Origin of the sequence: Bordetella petrii, assembly GCF_020991325.1 — a bacterium.
GTDB lineage: Bacteria > Pseudomonadota > Gammaproteobacteria > Burkholderiales > Burkholderiaceae_B > Bordetella_A > Bordetella_A petrii_E.
The window spans coordinates 1-12,631 of the sequence record NZ_JAJMLX010000126.1 but is presented as its reverse complement, the minus strand read 5'-3'; the positions used below and the strand labels follow the sequence as shown (position 1 = coordinate 12,631).

The 12,631-nt window shown below is 65.8% G+C and carries 12 protein-coding genes and 1 pseudogene; 4 read left to right on the top strand and 9 right to left on the bottom strand.

From position 1 onward, the window contains the following. The 6 genes from LPZ50_RS13895 to LPZ50_RS13870 form a co-directional block, all read right to left on the bottom strand. Positions 1–997, bottom strand: a 997-nt coding sequence (locus LPZ50_RS13895; RefSeq protein ID WP_230662064.1) for a branched-chain amino acid ABC transporter permease, incomplete at its 3' end; no start/stop codon positions are given. 5 nt (positions 998–1,002) lie between these two features. Further along, positions 1,003–2,040 (bottom strand): branched-chain amino acid ABC transporter permease, encoded by a 1,038-nt coding sequence (locus LPZ50_RS13890; protein WP_230662063.1) that lies wholly within the window; start codon positions 2,038–2,040, stop codon positions 1,003–1,005. A 134-nt stretch (positions 2,041–2,174) separates the two neighbouring features. Further along, positions 2,175–3,341 (bottom strand): ABC transporter substrate-binding protein, encoded by a 1,167-nt coding sequence (locus tag LPZ50_RS13885; protein ID WP_230662062.1) that lies wholly within the window; start codon positions 3,339–3,341, stop codon positions 2,175–2,177. Between the two features lie 203 nt (positions 3,342–3,544). Next, complete coding sequence (locus tag LPZ50_RS13880; RefSeq protein ID WP_230662061.1) at positions 3,545–4,108, bottom strand: biotin transporter BioY; 564 nt, start codon at positions 4,106–4,108, stop codon at positions 3,545–3,547. A gap of 117 nt (positions 4,109–4,225) precedes the next feature. Next, positions 4,226–4,819, bottom strand: a complete 594-nt coding sequence (locus tag LPZ50_RS13875) for an energy-coupling factor transporter transmembrane component T family protein (RefSeq protein ID WP_230662065.1) — start codon at positions 4,817–4,819, stop codon at positions 4,226–4,228. Next, complete coding sequence (locus LPZ50_RS13870) at positions 4,819–5,496, bottom strand: energy-coupling factor ABC transporter ATP-binding protein (RefSeq protein ID WP_230662060.1); 678 nt, start codon at positions 5,494–5,496, stop codon at positions 4,819–4,821. The genes LPZ50_RS13875 and LPZ50_RS13870 overlap by 1 nt, the downstream gene beginning before the upstream one ends. A 52-nt stretch (positions 5,497–5,548) precedes the next feature. Here LPZ50_RS13870 and msrB point away from each other — a divergent pair, with 52 nt between their 5' ends. The 4 genes from msrB to LPZ50_RS13850 are packed head-to-tail and all read left to right on the top strand — an operon-like array spanning position 5,549 to position 7,608. Beyond that, the gene (gene msrB / locus LPZ50_RS13865; RefSeq protein WP_230662059.1) at positions 5,549–5,950 is read left to right on the top strand and encodes a peptide-methionine (R)-S-oxide reductase MsrB; all 402 of its coding nucleotides are present in this window, start codon (positions 5,549–5,551) and stop codon (positions 5,948–5,950) included. Beyond that, positions 5,947–6,519 (top strand): septation protein A, encoded by a 573-nt coding sequence (locus LPZ50_RS13860; protein WP_230662058.1) that lies wholly within the window; start codon positions 5,947–5,949, stop codon positions 6,517–6,519. Before msrB ends, LPZ50_RS13860 begins: the two co-directional genes overlap by 4 nt. Positions 6,520–6,543: 24 nt before the next feature. Next, a complete protein-coding gene (locus LPZ50_RS13855; RefSeq protein WP_230662057.1) occupies positions 6,544–6,822 on the top strand; it encodes a BolA family protein in 279 nt (92 codons plus the stop codon). Positions 6,823–6,831: 9 nt separating this feature from the next. Continuing rightward, on the top strand, positions 6,832–7,608 hold the full coding sequence (locus LPZ50_RS13850; protein WP_230662056.1) for a peptidylprolyl isomerase: 777 nt from the start codon (positions 6,832–6,834) through the stop codon (positions 7,606–7,608). Between the two features lie 150 nt (positions 7,609–7,758). On the opposite strand, the gene ligA is transcribed toward LPZ50_RS13850, so the two are convergent. From ligA to LPZ50_RS13835, 3 genes and pseudogenes are all read right to left on the bottom strand, one after another. After that, complete coding sequence (ligA, locus tag LPZ50_RS13845) at positions 7,759–9,858, bottom strand: NAD-dependent DNA ligase LigA (protein ID WP_230662055.1); 2,100 nt, start codon at positions 9,856–9,858, stop codon at positions 7,759–7,761. Continuing rightward, positions 9,858–10,913 (bottom strand): cell division protein ZipA C-terminal FtsZ-binding domain-containing protein, encoded by a 1,056-nt coding sequence (locus LPZ50_RS13840; RefSeq protein ID WP_230662054.1) that lies wholly within the window; start codon positions 10,911–10,913, stop codon positions 9,858–9,860. Before LPZ50_RS13840 ends, ligA begins: the two co-directional genes overlap by 1 nt. Before the next feature lie 44 nt (positions 10,914–10,957). Further along, a pseudogene (locus LPZ50_RS13835) lies at positions 10,958–12,631 on the bottom strand (chromosome segregation protein SMC); the annotation flags it as partial.

Below are 12,631 nucleotides of genomic sequence, written 5' to 3'. Positions count from 1 at the left end.
CCGGCGCGGCGGGCGGCGGCGCCAGGCTGCGGCGCGATCCGGCGTTGCCGGTCAGGCGCGCCCAGCCCGACGACAGAATCGGCCACAACCCATTGGCCGCGTACTGCAGCACCAGGATCAACAACACGCCGAACACGATCAGCTCGAAATTGGCGTCGGTACTCAACAACGCGGGCAGCAGGCTTTGCAGCTGGTCTTTCAGCCCCAGGATCACCGCAGACCCCACCACGGCGCCCCATACATGGCCGGCGCCCCCGACCACGGCCATGAACAGGTATTCAATACCGTAGTTCAGGCCGAATGGGCTGGGGCTGACGGCGCGCTGCATGTGGGCGTAGATCCAGCCCGACAGGCAAGCCAGCAGCGCCGCCCATACGAAGATCACGACCTTGTACGCGCCGGTATTCACCCCCATGGATTCGGCCATGCCCGCGCCGCTCTTGAGCGCGCGGATGGCGCGCCCCGGGCGCGAACTCAACAGATTGCTGGTGGCCCATATCGACAACAGCAGGAAGACCCAGATCAGGTAATAAATATGGCGGCCGCTGGCCAGCGAAATACCGAAGAAACGGATGGGGTCCAGGCCGGCGATACCATCGTGCTTGCCCAGCCAGTCCAGGTTGCCGAACAGGTAATACAGCGACAGGCCCCAGGCAATGGTGCCCAGCGGCAGGTAATGGCCCGACAGGCGCAGCGTGATGATGCCCAGCAGGTACGCCACCACAGAGGTCAGCAGCAATCCCACCGGCAAGGCCAGCCAGGGCGAGGCGCCGTATTGGCTGGTAAGCACGGCGGTGGTGTAGGCGCCCAGGCCCACGAACGCCGCCTGGCCGAACGAAGTCAGCCCCCCTACTCCGGTCAGCAGCACCAGGCCCAGCGCCACCATGGCGGCCAGCCCAATGTAGTTCAACTGGGTGATCCAGAATTCCGGCGTGGCCGGCACCATGGGCAGCACGGCCAGCACGGCGATGAATGTGATAAGCAGGATACGGTTCATGGCGCTTATTCCTCGTCATCCGTGTGATGGCTGCTGAAAGACCGCCACACCAGGACAGGAATGATCAGCGTAAAAACGATGACTTCTTTGTAGGCGCTGGCCCAGAACGACGAAAACGCCTCCAGCACGCCCACCAGCACGGCGCCCGCGGCCGCCACCGGGTAGCTGCCCAGGCCGCCGATGATGGCGCCCACGAACCCTTTCAACCCGATCAGGAAGCCGGTGTCGTAGTACACGGTGGTAATGGGTGCGATCAGCATGCCGGACATGGCGCCGATAGCAACCGCCAGCGTGAAGGTCAGGCTGCCCGACATGGTGGTGCTGATGCCCACCAGCCGCGCGCCGCGCCGGTTCACGGCCGTGGCGCGCAGCGCACGCCCGTACAGGGTCTTGTCGAAGAACAGCCACAGCGCCACGATCAGCAGCGCGCAGGTGCCCACCACGAACAGGCTTTGCCCCGACCACGTCGCCGGTCCCAGGTTGAATTGCCCGCCCACGAAGGCAGGCGTGCGCCACCCTTCAGCGCCGAAGAACACCAGGGCCAGCCCCATCAGGGCAAAGTGCACCGCCACCGAGACGATCAGCAGCACCAGCACCGACGCCTCGGCCAGCGGCTGGTACACGATGCGATACAGCATCGGCCCCATGGGGATGATCAGCGCCAGGGTCAGCAGCATGTTCAGCCACAGCGAGTTGCCCTCGCCGGCATAGGCCGAGGTCAGCCACAGCAGCCCCAGCGGCAGTGCCACGCAGCTGAGCAGCACCTTGGGCAGGGCGCGCCAGGTGCCGCTGCGCACCGCGCGCAACAATTCCAGCGCCAGCACGATGGCGCCCAGCAAAGGCAGCAGGTACGCCGTGCCGGGCACGCGCCCATTGACCAGCATGGCCAGTGTCAGGGCGCCGAACGCCACGAACTCGCCCTGCGGAATGAAAATGACCCGCGTGACGGTAAACACCAGCACCAGTGCCATGCCCAGCAATGCATAGATGGCGCCGTTGACGATGCCGTCCTGCAGCAGGATGAGCGCTATCGTGAAATCCATCGAACCACTACCTTATGGGTGTCTTCACATTGCCGGTCCCACCGCCGGGCAATGCTGCGAATGCGAGACACCGGCCTGGCGGCCGGTGTTCAAGGTTGCCGGCGGGCATGACAGCCGCGCCGGCGGCACGAACATTACAGGTCGGGCTGATAGACCCACTTGCCCTTTTCCACCTTGACCATGACACGTGAACGGTCGTCGAAACCGGCGTGGTCGGTGGCGCTCATGTTGAACACGCCCTGCGAAGCGGGCAGGTTCTTGATGCCTTCCAGCGCATCGCGCATGGCCGCGCGGAATTCCGGCGTACCGGGCTTGGCGCCGGTTTTCAGGGCGGTGGGCAGGGCGGCCACGATCAATTGGCCGGCATCCCACATGTGGCCTCCGAACGTGTTGGTGGAACCCTCGCCATGCTTGGCTTCATAAGCCTTGGTATAGGCCAGGGCCGACTGCTTCACAGGGTTGCTGTCGGGCAGTTGGGCGGCCACCAGCAGCGGGCCGGCCGGCAGCAGCATGCCTTCGCAATCCTTGCCGCAAACGCGCAGCACGTCATTGTTGGCTGCGCCGTGGGTCTGGTAGATGGTGCCCTGGAAATTGCGCGCGCGCAGTTCCTTCTGCGGCAGCGCCGAAGGCGTGCCCGCGCCGGCGATCAAGACCGCGTCGGGCTTGGCGCTGACCAGTTTCAGCACTTGGCCGGTCACGCTGGTGTCGGTGCGGCCGTATTTCTCGACGGCGGTAATCTCGATGCCCTTGCCCTTCACGGCGTCGCGCATCACGGCCAGCCAACTGTCGCCATAGGCATCGGCAAAACCGATGAAACCCAGCGTCTTGACCTTGGCCTTGGCCATGGCGTCGGCCAGCGCGCTGGCCATCAGCGCGTCGTTCTGCGGCGTCTTGAATACCCAGCGGCGCTTGTCATCGACCGGCTCGACGATCTTGGCGCTGGCCGCCACGCTGATCATCGGCACTTTGGCTTCGGCGGCCACGTCCACCATGGCCAGCGAACCCGGGGTGATGGAAGTGCCCACCACCACGTCGACCTTGTCTTCGGACACCAGCTTGCGCGTGTTCTTCACGGCCTGGGTGGTGTCGGTGGCGTCGTCCAGCACGATCCATTCGATTTTCTGGCCCGCCACTTCGGTGGGCAGCAGCGCCACCGTGTTGCGCTCGGGAATTCCCAGCGAAGCCGCCGGGCCGGTGCTGGCCAGCGTCACCCCCACCTTGACTTGCGCACTGGCCAGCAGCGGCACGCTCAAGGCTACGGCCGCAGCGGCCGCGGACAAGCCGAAATGCTTGCGCGTCATGTTGTTGTCTCCTGTGTGGACTCTTGTTATGGCCCGGTCGGGGCTGGTGAGTCCGGTTGAACGTCATACAGAAAAATTAATAATTGCGTTTGAAGTGTATCAAATACACCTTAAATAAAACCCCGTGACTTCCCTAGCTTGTTATGCAAAAAGCGAATGCATTCGACATTAACAAATCTTGCCGAAGTTGCCGATAGGCGTCATTAAGGGGATTCCCGGAGCATGGGCCAGACCCTTTCCACCCGCCACGCAATCCATGCCGCCACCACCGCCTTGATGAGGTCGCCCGGCACGAAAACCGCCACGGCCAGGGCAGCCTTACCCAGGCTCATTTGCGTCACGCCCGACAGCCAGGGGATGCCCACGGCATATACCACCAGCATGCCGCCCAGCACGCAAGCCAGCACGTACGCCGCCACCGCCGTGCCTGCCCCGGCGGCGCGCGCCGCCAGACTGCGCGCCAGCCAGCCGGTAACGAAGGCGCCCAGCGCCATCCCAACCAGGAAACCACCCGTGGGCCCGAAGAACACGCCCAGCCCGCCGCGCCCTCCGGGCAGCACCGGCAGGCCGATGGCCGCCAGCAACAAATACAACAGGCAGGCCAGCCCGCCACGCAGCGGGCCCAGCATGGCGCCCGCCAGCATGGTGCCCAGGGTCTGCAGCGTCACCGGCACGGGAATGGCGGGCAAGGGAATCGGGGGCATCAGGCTCAGCACCACGATCAGGGCGGCGAACAGCGCGATCAGCACCGTGTCTTTGGTCTTCATCGAAGCGGCTCCGGAGGGAATAAAGGGGGATACGGCCTAGTGTGCTGCCCCATAGATACGTCGGCTTGACGAAACGTGCCGGTTGGGGTCAGGGCATCGTATCTATGGGGCAGCACACTAGCTGCGGGCGTCGATGGCCTGCGCCACCTGTTCCGCGCGCTTGAGCGTACGCACGACCAGCGGCACGATCAAGGCCAGCGGATGCCGCGACAACCCGCGCGCGGCCTGCGCTTCGCGGATTTCCTGATAGTGGCGCCAGATCTCGGGCACGAAACGCAAGGCCAGCGCCAGCGCCAGCGCCACTTTACCGGCATCCAGCAGGCCCAGGCGCTGCAGCGGCAGCAGGGCCCGCTCGCACACCGCGATCAGGTCCGAACTGCGGGTGGACAGGGTAACCGCCAGGGCCAGGCCCACCAGCGCGCCTATGCGCAGCAGCACCGCGGCGGCCTGCAGCCAGCCCTGGAACACCACCGAGAACAGGCCAATGGCCAGCAGTATCCAGACCAGCCCGCGCAACTGGCGCCACAGCACCCCCGCCGCCACGCCGGTGGACCACACCAGCAGGGCCGACAGTGCCAGCGCCGCCCCCAGCCACCGGGCATCGTGCAACAGGAACAAGCCGGCGCCGGCAGCCACCAGCGCCGCCAGCTTCCACGCGGCGGGCGCCCGGTGCAGCGGGCTGTCGCCAGCGACAAATAAGGGTCCGATCATCATGCGCAGTGCTCGCGGTACCAGCGCAGCGCCGGCCCGGGCGCGTCATCGGCCGCGATCCGGCCGTCCAGCACCACCAGCACGCGGTCGAAGTCATGCAGCAGCTCCAGGTCGTGGCTGACGACCACGGCCGGCTGGCCCAGTTCGGCGATGGCGCGGCAGACGCGGTTGCGGTTGCGCAGGTCCAGCTGGGTGGTGGGCTCGTCGAAAACCACCAGCCCGGGCTCCATGACCAGCACCGAAGCCAGGGCCACCAGTTGGCATTCGCCGCCCGACAGCGTGTGGCTGGCCCGGTCGGCCAGGTGGGCCACGTTCAGGGCCTGCAGGCAGGCCAGGATGCGGCGCTGGCATTCCGCGGCGCCCAGGCCCAGCGGCCTCAGGCCGAAGGCCAGGTCTTCGCGCACGATGGGATAGACGATCTGGTTCTCGGGGTTCTGGAACACAAAGCCCACCCGCCGGCGCACCGCCTTCAGGTCGCGGCGGGTGTCCAGGCCATCGACGGTGACGCACCCGGTGGTGGGCAGCACCAGCCCGTTCAGCAGTTTGGCCAGGGTGCTTTTACCGGCCCCGTTCGGGCCGACCACCCCCACGCGGCGCTGCGAGAGGGTCAGGCTGACCCCCTTCAGCGCCTGCGAATGTGGCGTGGCGACAACCGCCTGGTCAAACTCGATTAACATGGGGCGGGATTATGCCCGAACCATTCCACGGAGCGGGACTCCAAGAGTGCATATGGAAAAAGTACACAAGACCGACGCCGAATGGCGTGCCCAGCTGACCCCCGAAGAATACGCCGTGGCGCGCCAGAAAGGCACCGAACGCGCCTTCACCGGCCGCTACTGGGACACCTCCACCCCCGGCATCTACCGGTGCGTGGGCTGTGGCACCCCGCTGTTCGCATCCGACACCAAGTTCGACGCCGGCTGTGGCTGGCCCAGCTACTTCGACCCCATCGATCCGGCCCGCGTGCGCGAAGAACGCGATACCTCGCACGGCATGGTACGCACCGAGGTCATCTGCAATATCTGCGACTCCCATCTGGGCCACGTCTTCCCCGACGGCCCCGAGCCCACCGGCCTGCGCTACTGCATCAATTCCCTGTCGCTCAAATTCGAACCGCTAGAAACTGAATGAAGAAATTCCTGTTCGACCTGTTCCCGCTGATCCTCTTCTTCATCGCGTACCGGTTTGCCGACATCTACACCGCCACCGCCGTGGCCATCGCCGCCTCGGTGGCGCAGTTCATCTGGCTGAAGGCAACCAAGAAGCGCATCGAGGCCACGCACTGGATCAACCTGTCGGTCATCGTCATCTTCGGCGGCGCCACGCTGTGGCTGCACAGCGATGTCTTCATCAAATGGAAGCCCACCGTGCTGTACTGGCTGTTCGGCGGCGCCCTGCTTGGCGCGCGCCTGTTCGGCCGCAACCTGATGCGCAAGCTGCTGGGTTCCCAGATCGAGCTGCCGGACGCCGCCTGGGACAAGCTCAATCTCAGCTGGGCGCTGTTCTTCCTGGCCGCCGGCGCCGTCAATCTGTACGTGGCGTTTTCCGGGCAGTTCACCGAATCGCAGTGGGTCAATTTCAAGGTGTTCGGCCTGATGGGCCTGCTGCTGGCCTTCGTCATCGGCCAGTCGCTGTGGCTGGGCCGCCATATGCAGCAGCCCGGCCAATCCGACGCCGGGAACAAGTCCGGCAAAGACTGATCCAACGATTTTCCCGTCATCATCATGCCCGACAACACCGACCGCATCGACCTCATCCGCGCGCGCCTGGCGGCCCTGCACCCCGTGGCGCTGGACATCCGTGACGACTCCCATCTGCACGCCGGACATGCCGGCGCGCAGGGCGGCGCCGGTCACTATCACGTACATATCGTATCGTCCGATTTCGCCGGCCTGTCGCCGGTGGCGCGCCACCGGCTGGTGTATGATCTTCTGCACGATTTGATCCCCTATCCCATCCATGCGCTTGCGCTCGACGCCCAAGCTCCCCAGACCAAGCCCTAAAGGAAATCCATGAAACGCATCGTGATGCTGGCCGCGGCTTGCGCGGTCGCGCTGCCTGCCTTTGCGCAGAACGCCGCCACCGTCAACGGAAAAGCCATCTCGCAGCAAAACCTGGATCAGTTCGTCAAGCTGCTGGTCAGCCAAGGCGCCACCGATTCGCCGCAGTTGCGCGAACAGGTCAAGCAGGAAATGATCAACCGCCAGATCTTCGTGCAAGAAGCCGAGAAAGCCGGCATTGCCAAGCAGGCCGACGTCCAGACCGAACTCGAACTTGCCCGCCAGGGCATCCTGGTGCGCGCCCTCATGGCCGATTACCTGGAAAAGCACCCCGTCACCGACAAGCAGATCCAGGCCGAGTACGACAAGGCCAAGGAACAGCAGGCCGGCCAAATGGAATACCAGGTTCGCCACATCCTGGTCGAAGACGAAAAGACGGCGAACGACCTGCTCGCGCAAATCAAGCGCGACAAAAACAAGTTCGCCGAACTTGCCAAGAAAAACTCCAAGGATCCCGGCAGCGGCGCCAAGGGCGGCGAACTGGGCTGGGCCTCCCCCAGCAACTACGTCAAGCCATTCGCCGACACCGTCAGCAGTCTGAAGAAGGGCGAACTGGCCGACAAGCCGGTTCAAACCCAATTCGGCTGGCACATCATCCAGGTCGAAGACACCCGCCCGGTGGAATTCCCGCCGCTCGACCAGGTGCGCCCGCAACTGGAAGAAATGCTGCGCCAGCAAACCCTGGGCGAATACCAGAAGCAACTGCGCGACAAGGCCACGATCAAGTAATACGGCGGTACGGTGTCAGACACGCAAGGTGTCTGACACCTGGAAATACTGTCGTAGGTGTCAGACACCTTGCGTGTCTGACACCGTAAAAAAAGCCCGCCTGAGCGGGTTTTTTCTTTGCCTGCCAGGGGCCCACACAAGCCGCCCCTACTACACCCCCAGCAAGGCCTTCAACTCGTCTTCATCCAGCACAGCCACGCCCAATTCCTGGGCCTTGACCAGCTTGCTGCCGGCGTCCTCGCCAGCCACGACGTAGGCGGTTTTCCGGGATACCGAGCCACTGACTTTTCCGCCCGCCGCCAGAATATGGCGGGTGGCCTCGTCGCGCGTCCAGTTGGGCATGGTGCCGGTCAGCACAAAGGTTTTGCCGGCCAGGGAATCGCCTTGCGGGCCGGCCTCGGCCACGGGATGCACGCCCTGCTGCTTCAGCAGGTCGATGATCTCGCGGTTATGCGGCTCGGCGAAAAAACGCCGTATCGAACCCGCGACCACCGGCCCCACATCGGGCGCGCCGGCCAGGGCATCTTCGTCGGCATCCATGATGCTCTCGATGCTGCCGAAATGGCGCGCCACGTCGCGGGCCGTGGTTTCGCCCACGTGGCGGATGCCCAGGGCAAACAGCAGCCGGCCCAGGCTGGGCGTGCGCGCTTTGTCGATGGCGGCCACCAGGTTGTCGGCCGACTTCTTGCCCATGCGGTCCAGCGCGGCCAGTTCGAATGCGGTCAGCCCGTACAAGTCGGCCAGCGACTTCACGCGCCCGCTTTCCACCAGTTGATCGACCAGTTTCTCGCCCAGGCCGTCAATGTCCAGCGCCTTGCGGCCCGCCGCGTGCAGCAGAGTCTGCTTGCGCTGGGCGGCGCAGAACAGGCCGCCGGTGCAGCGCGCGATGGCTTCGTCTTCGGTGCGCTCGATGGCCGAGCCGCACACCGGGCATGCCGTGGGCATGACGAATTCACGCGCATCGGCGGGACGCTTGTCCGGTACCGGCCCCACCACTTCGGGAATGACATCGCCCGCACGCCGCACGATCACGGTGTCGCCGATACGCACGTCTTTGCGGCGCACCTCGTCTTCGTTGTGCAGCGTGGCGTTGGTGACGGTGACACCGCCCACGAACACCGGCTGCAGGCGTGCCACCGGGGTGATGGCGCCGGTGCGCCCTACCTGCACTTCGATATCCAGCAGGCGAGTAGTGGCCTCTTCGGCCGGAAACTTGTGGGCTACCGCGAAGCGCGGAGCACGCGCCACGAAGCCCAGCACTTTCTGGGCCGGCAGGGAATCCACCTTGTAGACCACGCCGTCGATGTCATAGGGCAGCTTCGCGCGCTCGCTGCCGATTTCCTCGTAGAACGCCAGCAGGCCATCTGCGCCGGTGACGCGGCGGTTGTACTGTTTGTTCACCGGCAAACCCAGGTCGGCCAGCCAGTCCAGCATGGCACCGTGGGACGCGTGTGGCAGGCTGGATTCCTGGCGCACGCCCGGCGCGGGCTCTTCAAACTGTTCGGCCTGCCCGCCAGGCAAGCCGTGCACCTCGCCCCAGCTATAGGCGAAGAAGCGCAGCGGCCGCCGCGCCGTGATGCGAGGATCCAACTGGCGCAGGCTGCCCGCGGCAGCATTGCGCGGGTTGACGAAAACCTTTTCGTCGCGCGCGGCCTGGCTGCGGTTCAGGCGTTCGAAGTCGGCACGGTTCATCAAGACTTCGCCACGCACTTCCAGTACACGCGGCGCCTGGCCTTTCAGGCGCAAGGGCACCACGCGTATCGTGCGCACGTTGGCCGTGACGTCTTCGCCCGTCTGCCCGTCGCCCCGGGTGGCCGCCTGCACCAGCCGGCCGTCTTCGTAGCGCAGGCTGATGGCCAGGCCGTCCAGCTTCAGTTCACAGAAGTATTCCGGCTGCCCATCGGGCGGCAACAGGCCGGCGCCGCGCAGCGTATCGGTAACGCGGCGGTCGAAGGCCCGTACTTCATCGGGTTCGAAGGCATTGCCCAGCGACAGCATGGGCACGGCGTGGCTGACGCTGCCGAAGGCGGCGGAAGGCGCCGCCCCCACCCGCTGGGTGGGCGATTCCGGGGTGACCAGGTCAGGGTGATCGGTTTCAAGCTGGACCAGTTCGCGCATCAGCGCGTCGTATTCGCTGTCCGGGATGGTGGGCGCATCGTGCATGTGGTAACGCACATTGTGCTGCTCGATCTCGGCCCGCAACTGCGCGGCCCGCTGCGCCGCCTGCCCGGCCCCGGCCTGTCCTGCCATCAGGCAAACACCCGCTGCGCGCGGGGGCTGCCCGCGGGCAGGCCAGCCTGGTCAAGTTGGCCGAACAATACCTGCAGACGCTCGTCGATCACGGTTTCGGCGCCGTCGACCAACGGCTTGCCCTGGTCGTCCACCAATTCGGCCTGCAGGCGCGAGGCCAGATCGCGGCCCACATCGACCATGCGGCCGAAGGCGCGTGGGTCGGCCGGACTGCACGGCACATCGAGCAGGAGCAATACACGGTCGAGCGCGGAAGCGCCGGCATCGAATGCCCCGCCGTCGCCGCGCGAGAGGGTAAAGCGGGCCACGCCGTTGTCGGCCAGCCAGGCCAGGCGCGGGCCGTCGGGCGCGAAGCCCAGTTCACGGGCCACGGATACGACTTCGCTGGCGGCACGCGGCGCGCCCAGTAACAGCGTCAATCCCACCTGCGTGTCCAGCGCGGCGCACATGTCATCGAGCTTGGCGGCGCGCTCCAGCACGGCCTGCTGATCAGGCCCTTCGATGGTGGCCTCGAAGCGTTCGGCCAGGTCTTGCGCGCGCGCCCAGGCCTGCGACCACTCGATGGCGGTCAACGGCCCGCTGCGGTTGGCCAGCAGCACGGCCAGTTGCAGCGCGGAATAGGACTCGCTGGCGTGGATGCGGGCACGGTGCCGGCCGCGGTCGGTGTCGGCAAACACGCGCATGGGTTTGCGGCCCACTTGGCGCAGGCCCTGCAAATAAGGCAGCAGGTCGGCGCCGCGCGCGGGTTCGCTGAAATTGACTTCGATAACGACCTCGCAGGCGGGATCGGGCTCATCGGGGTCGTCGGCGTCCGCGCCGGGGCTGGAAGCCTGCGGCTGGCCGGCGGCCGGCGCACCCATGCCAGGCTCGCGGCGCGACGATTCGCCGCTGGGGGCACGGCTCTCGCCGGCCCCCAGCAGGGGATCCTGTTCAGAGGCCGGGAAATGGGCCTGCATGCGGTTGCGGGCCCGGCGGTCTTGCCACCAATTGAAGCCCAGCACCAACAAAATCAGCAGCACGCCCAGGGCAATCAGCCCGATCTGCAAGTCGCTCATATTTCATTCCTGCGCCGGCAACTCAGCGCCATTCTGTAGTCGGTTTATGCGGCTTCGGCGGCCATTTGCACAGCCGAATCAATATCTACGGCAACGATACGCGAAACCCCTTGTTCCTGCATGGTAACGCCCACCAGTTGCTTGGCCATCTGCATCGCAATCTTGTTATGCGAAATGAACAGGAACTGAGTCTGCTCGCTCATGTTGCTGACCAGGTTGGCGTAACGCTCGGTGTTGGCGTCGTCCAGCGGGGCATCCACTTCGTCCAGCAGGCAGAACGGGGCCGGATTCAGCTTGAACAGGGCAAACACCAATGCGGTGGCCGTCAAGGCCTTTTCACCGCCGGACAACAGGTGGATGGTGCTGTTGCGCTTGCCCGGGGGCTGCGCCATGACCTGCACGCCGGCGTCCAGGATTTCGTCGCCCGTCATGGTCAGCTTGGCTTCGCCTCCGCCGAACAGCTTGGGGAACAGTTCGCCGAAATGCCCATTGACGGTATCGAAGGTGGCCTGCAGCAATTCGCGCGTCTCGCGGTCGATCTTGCGAATGGCATCTTCGAGCGTGTCGATCGCGGTAAGCAGGTCTTGCTGCTGTGAATCCAGGTATTCCTTGCGTTCACGCGAGGAGTTCAGTTCGTCCAGCGCGGCCAGGTTCACCGACCCCAGCGAGTCGATCTGCCGCGAAATGCGGCCCACCTCGGATTGCAGCCAATTGGCGCGGCGCCATTCGTCGGGCATGTTGGCCAATTCCTGGGCCAGGGCCTCGCGGTCGACTTCGCGCGCGTTGAGCTGTTCGGTGAACTGCTCTTCGGCCAGGCGGGCGGCCTGTTCCTGCAACTGCAATTCGGTAATGCGCGCGCGCAGGGGCTCGAGCGCGCGCTCTTGCTGCATGCGTTCTTCGTCGGCGCCGCGCATCAGGGCCGACAGGTTGTCCAGTTCCTGGCGGACCAGCGACAGCGCCTCTTCGCGTTCGGCGCGCGCTTCCAGGGCGTCTTGCAGCCCGGCCTGGGACGCCGAGGCGTCCAGCTCGGCCAGATCGGCCTGCAATTGCTCCAGTTCGACCGCGGCGCGCTGGCTTTGGTCGGCGGCCAATTGGCGGTTGCGCTGCAGGTCGGCAATACGCGACTGCGCGGCGCGCTCGGCGAACTCGGCCTCCTGGGCGGCGCGCTCGAGTTCACGCAGCTTGGCTCGGGCGGCTTCGGCCTGGGCCGCCAGGTCTTCGCCGGCGATCTCGGCGTCGGCAAAGCGCGACTGGTGTTCGGCCAGTTCGGCGTCCAGGGTTTCAAAACGCGCTTCGGCTTCTTCGCGAGTGGCGCGCAGGTCTTCCTCGTGGGCGGCGATTTCTTCCAGGTCCTGGCGCAGGCGCGCGGCGCGCTCGCCGGATTGCTCGGCCTGCTGTTGCAGGCGCGAATGCTCGAGCTGGATATCGTGCACGCGGCGGGTGACTTCGGCCACGCGCTGCCGGGCCGGAGCCACCGCCTGCGACACCTGCTGCCAGGCGGTCTCGGCCCGCGCCACCGCCGCACGGGCCTGGTCGGCGATCAGTTGCTGGGCTTTGATTTCGCGCTGCAGGTTCTCGATTTCCTGCTGGCGGGCCAGCAGGCCGGCCTGTTCGGAATCGGGCGCATAGAAGCGCACGCTGTGGGCGTCGACCAGATGGCCTTGCTTGACCACGCAGGCGGCACCCGCGGGCAGCGTGGCGCGCGCGGCCAGCGCCTG

What these genes read in the sequence shown, in the direction of transcription:
- LPZ50_RS13855 (WP_230662057.1), top strand. Translation starts at nt 6,544, where the DNA reads ATGCCCGACAACACCGACCGCATCGACCTCATCCGCGCGCGCCTGGCG.
- LPZ50_RS13890 (WP_230662063.1), bottom strand. Translation starts at nt 2,040, where the DNA reads ATGGATTTCACGATAGCGCTCATCCTGCTGCAGGACGGCATCGTCAAC.
- LPZ50_RS13880 (WP_230662061.1), bottom strand. Translation starts at nt 4,108, where the DNA reads ATGAAGACCAAAGACACGGTGCTGATCGCGCTGTTCGCCGCCCTGATC.
- LPZ50_RS13840 (WP_230662054.1), bottom strand. Translation starts at nt 10,913, where the DNA reads ATGAGCGACTTGCAGATCGGGCTGATTGCCCTGGGCGTGCTGCTGATT.
- ligA (WP_230662055.1), bottom strand. Translation starts at nt 9,858, where the DNA reads ATGGCAGGACAGGCCGGGGCCGGGCAGGCGGCGCAGCGGGCCGCGCAG.
- msrB (WP_230662059.1), top strand. Translation starts at nt 5,549, where the DNA reads ATGGAAAAAGTACACAAGACCGACGCCGAATGGCGTGCCCAGCTGACC.
- LPZ50_RS13850 (WP_230662056.1), top strand. Translation starts at nt 6,832, where the DNA reads ATGAAACGCATCGTGATGCTGGCCGCGGCTTGCGCGGTCGCGCTGCCT.
- LPZ50_RS13885 (WP_230662062.1), bottom strand. Translation starts at nt 3,341, where the DNA reads ATGACGCGCAAGCATTTCGGCTTGTCCGCGGCCGCTGCGGCCGTAGCC.
- LPZ50_RS13875 (WP_230662065.1), bottom strand. Translation starts at nt 4,819, where the DNA reads ATGATCGGACCCTTATTTGTCGCTGGCGACAGCCCGCTGCACCGGGCG.
- LPZ50_RS13870 (WP_230662060.1), bottom strand. Translation starts at nt 5,496, where the DNA reads ATGTTAATCGAGTTTGACCAGGCGGTTGTCGCCACGCCACATTCGCAG.
- LPZ50_RS13860 (WP_230662058.1), top strand. Translation starts at nt 5,947, where the DNA reads ATGAAGAAATTCCTGTTCGACCTGTTCCCGCTGATCCTCTTCTTCATC.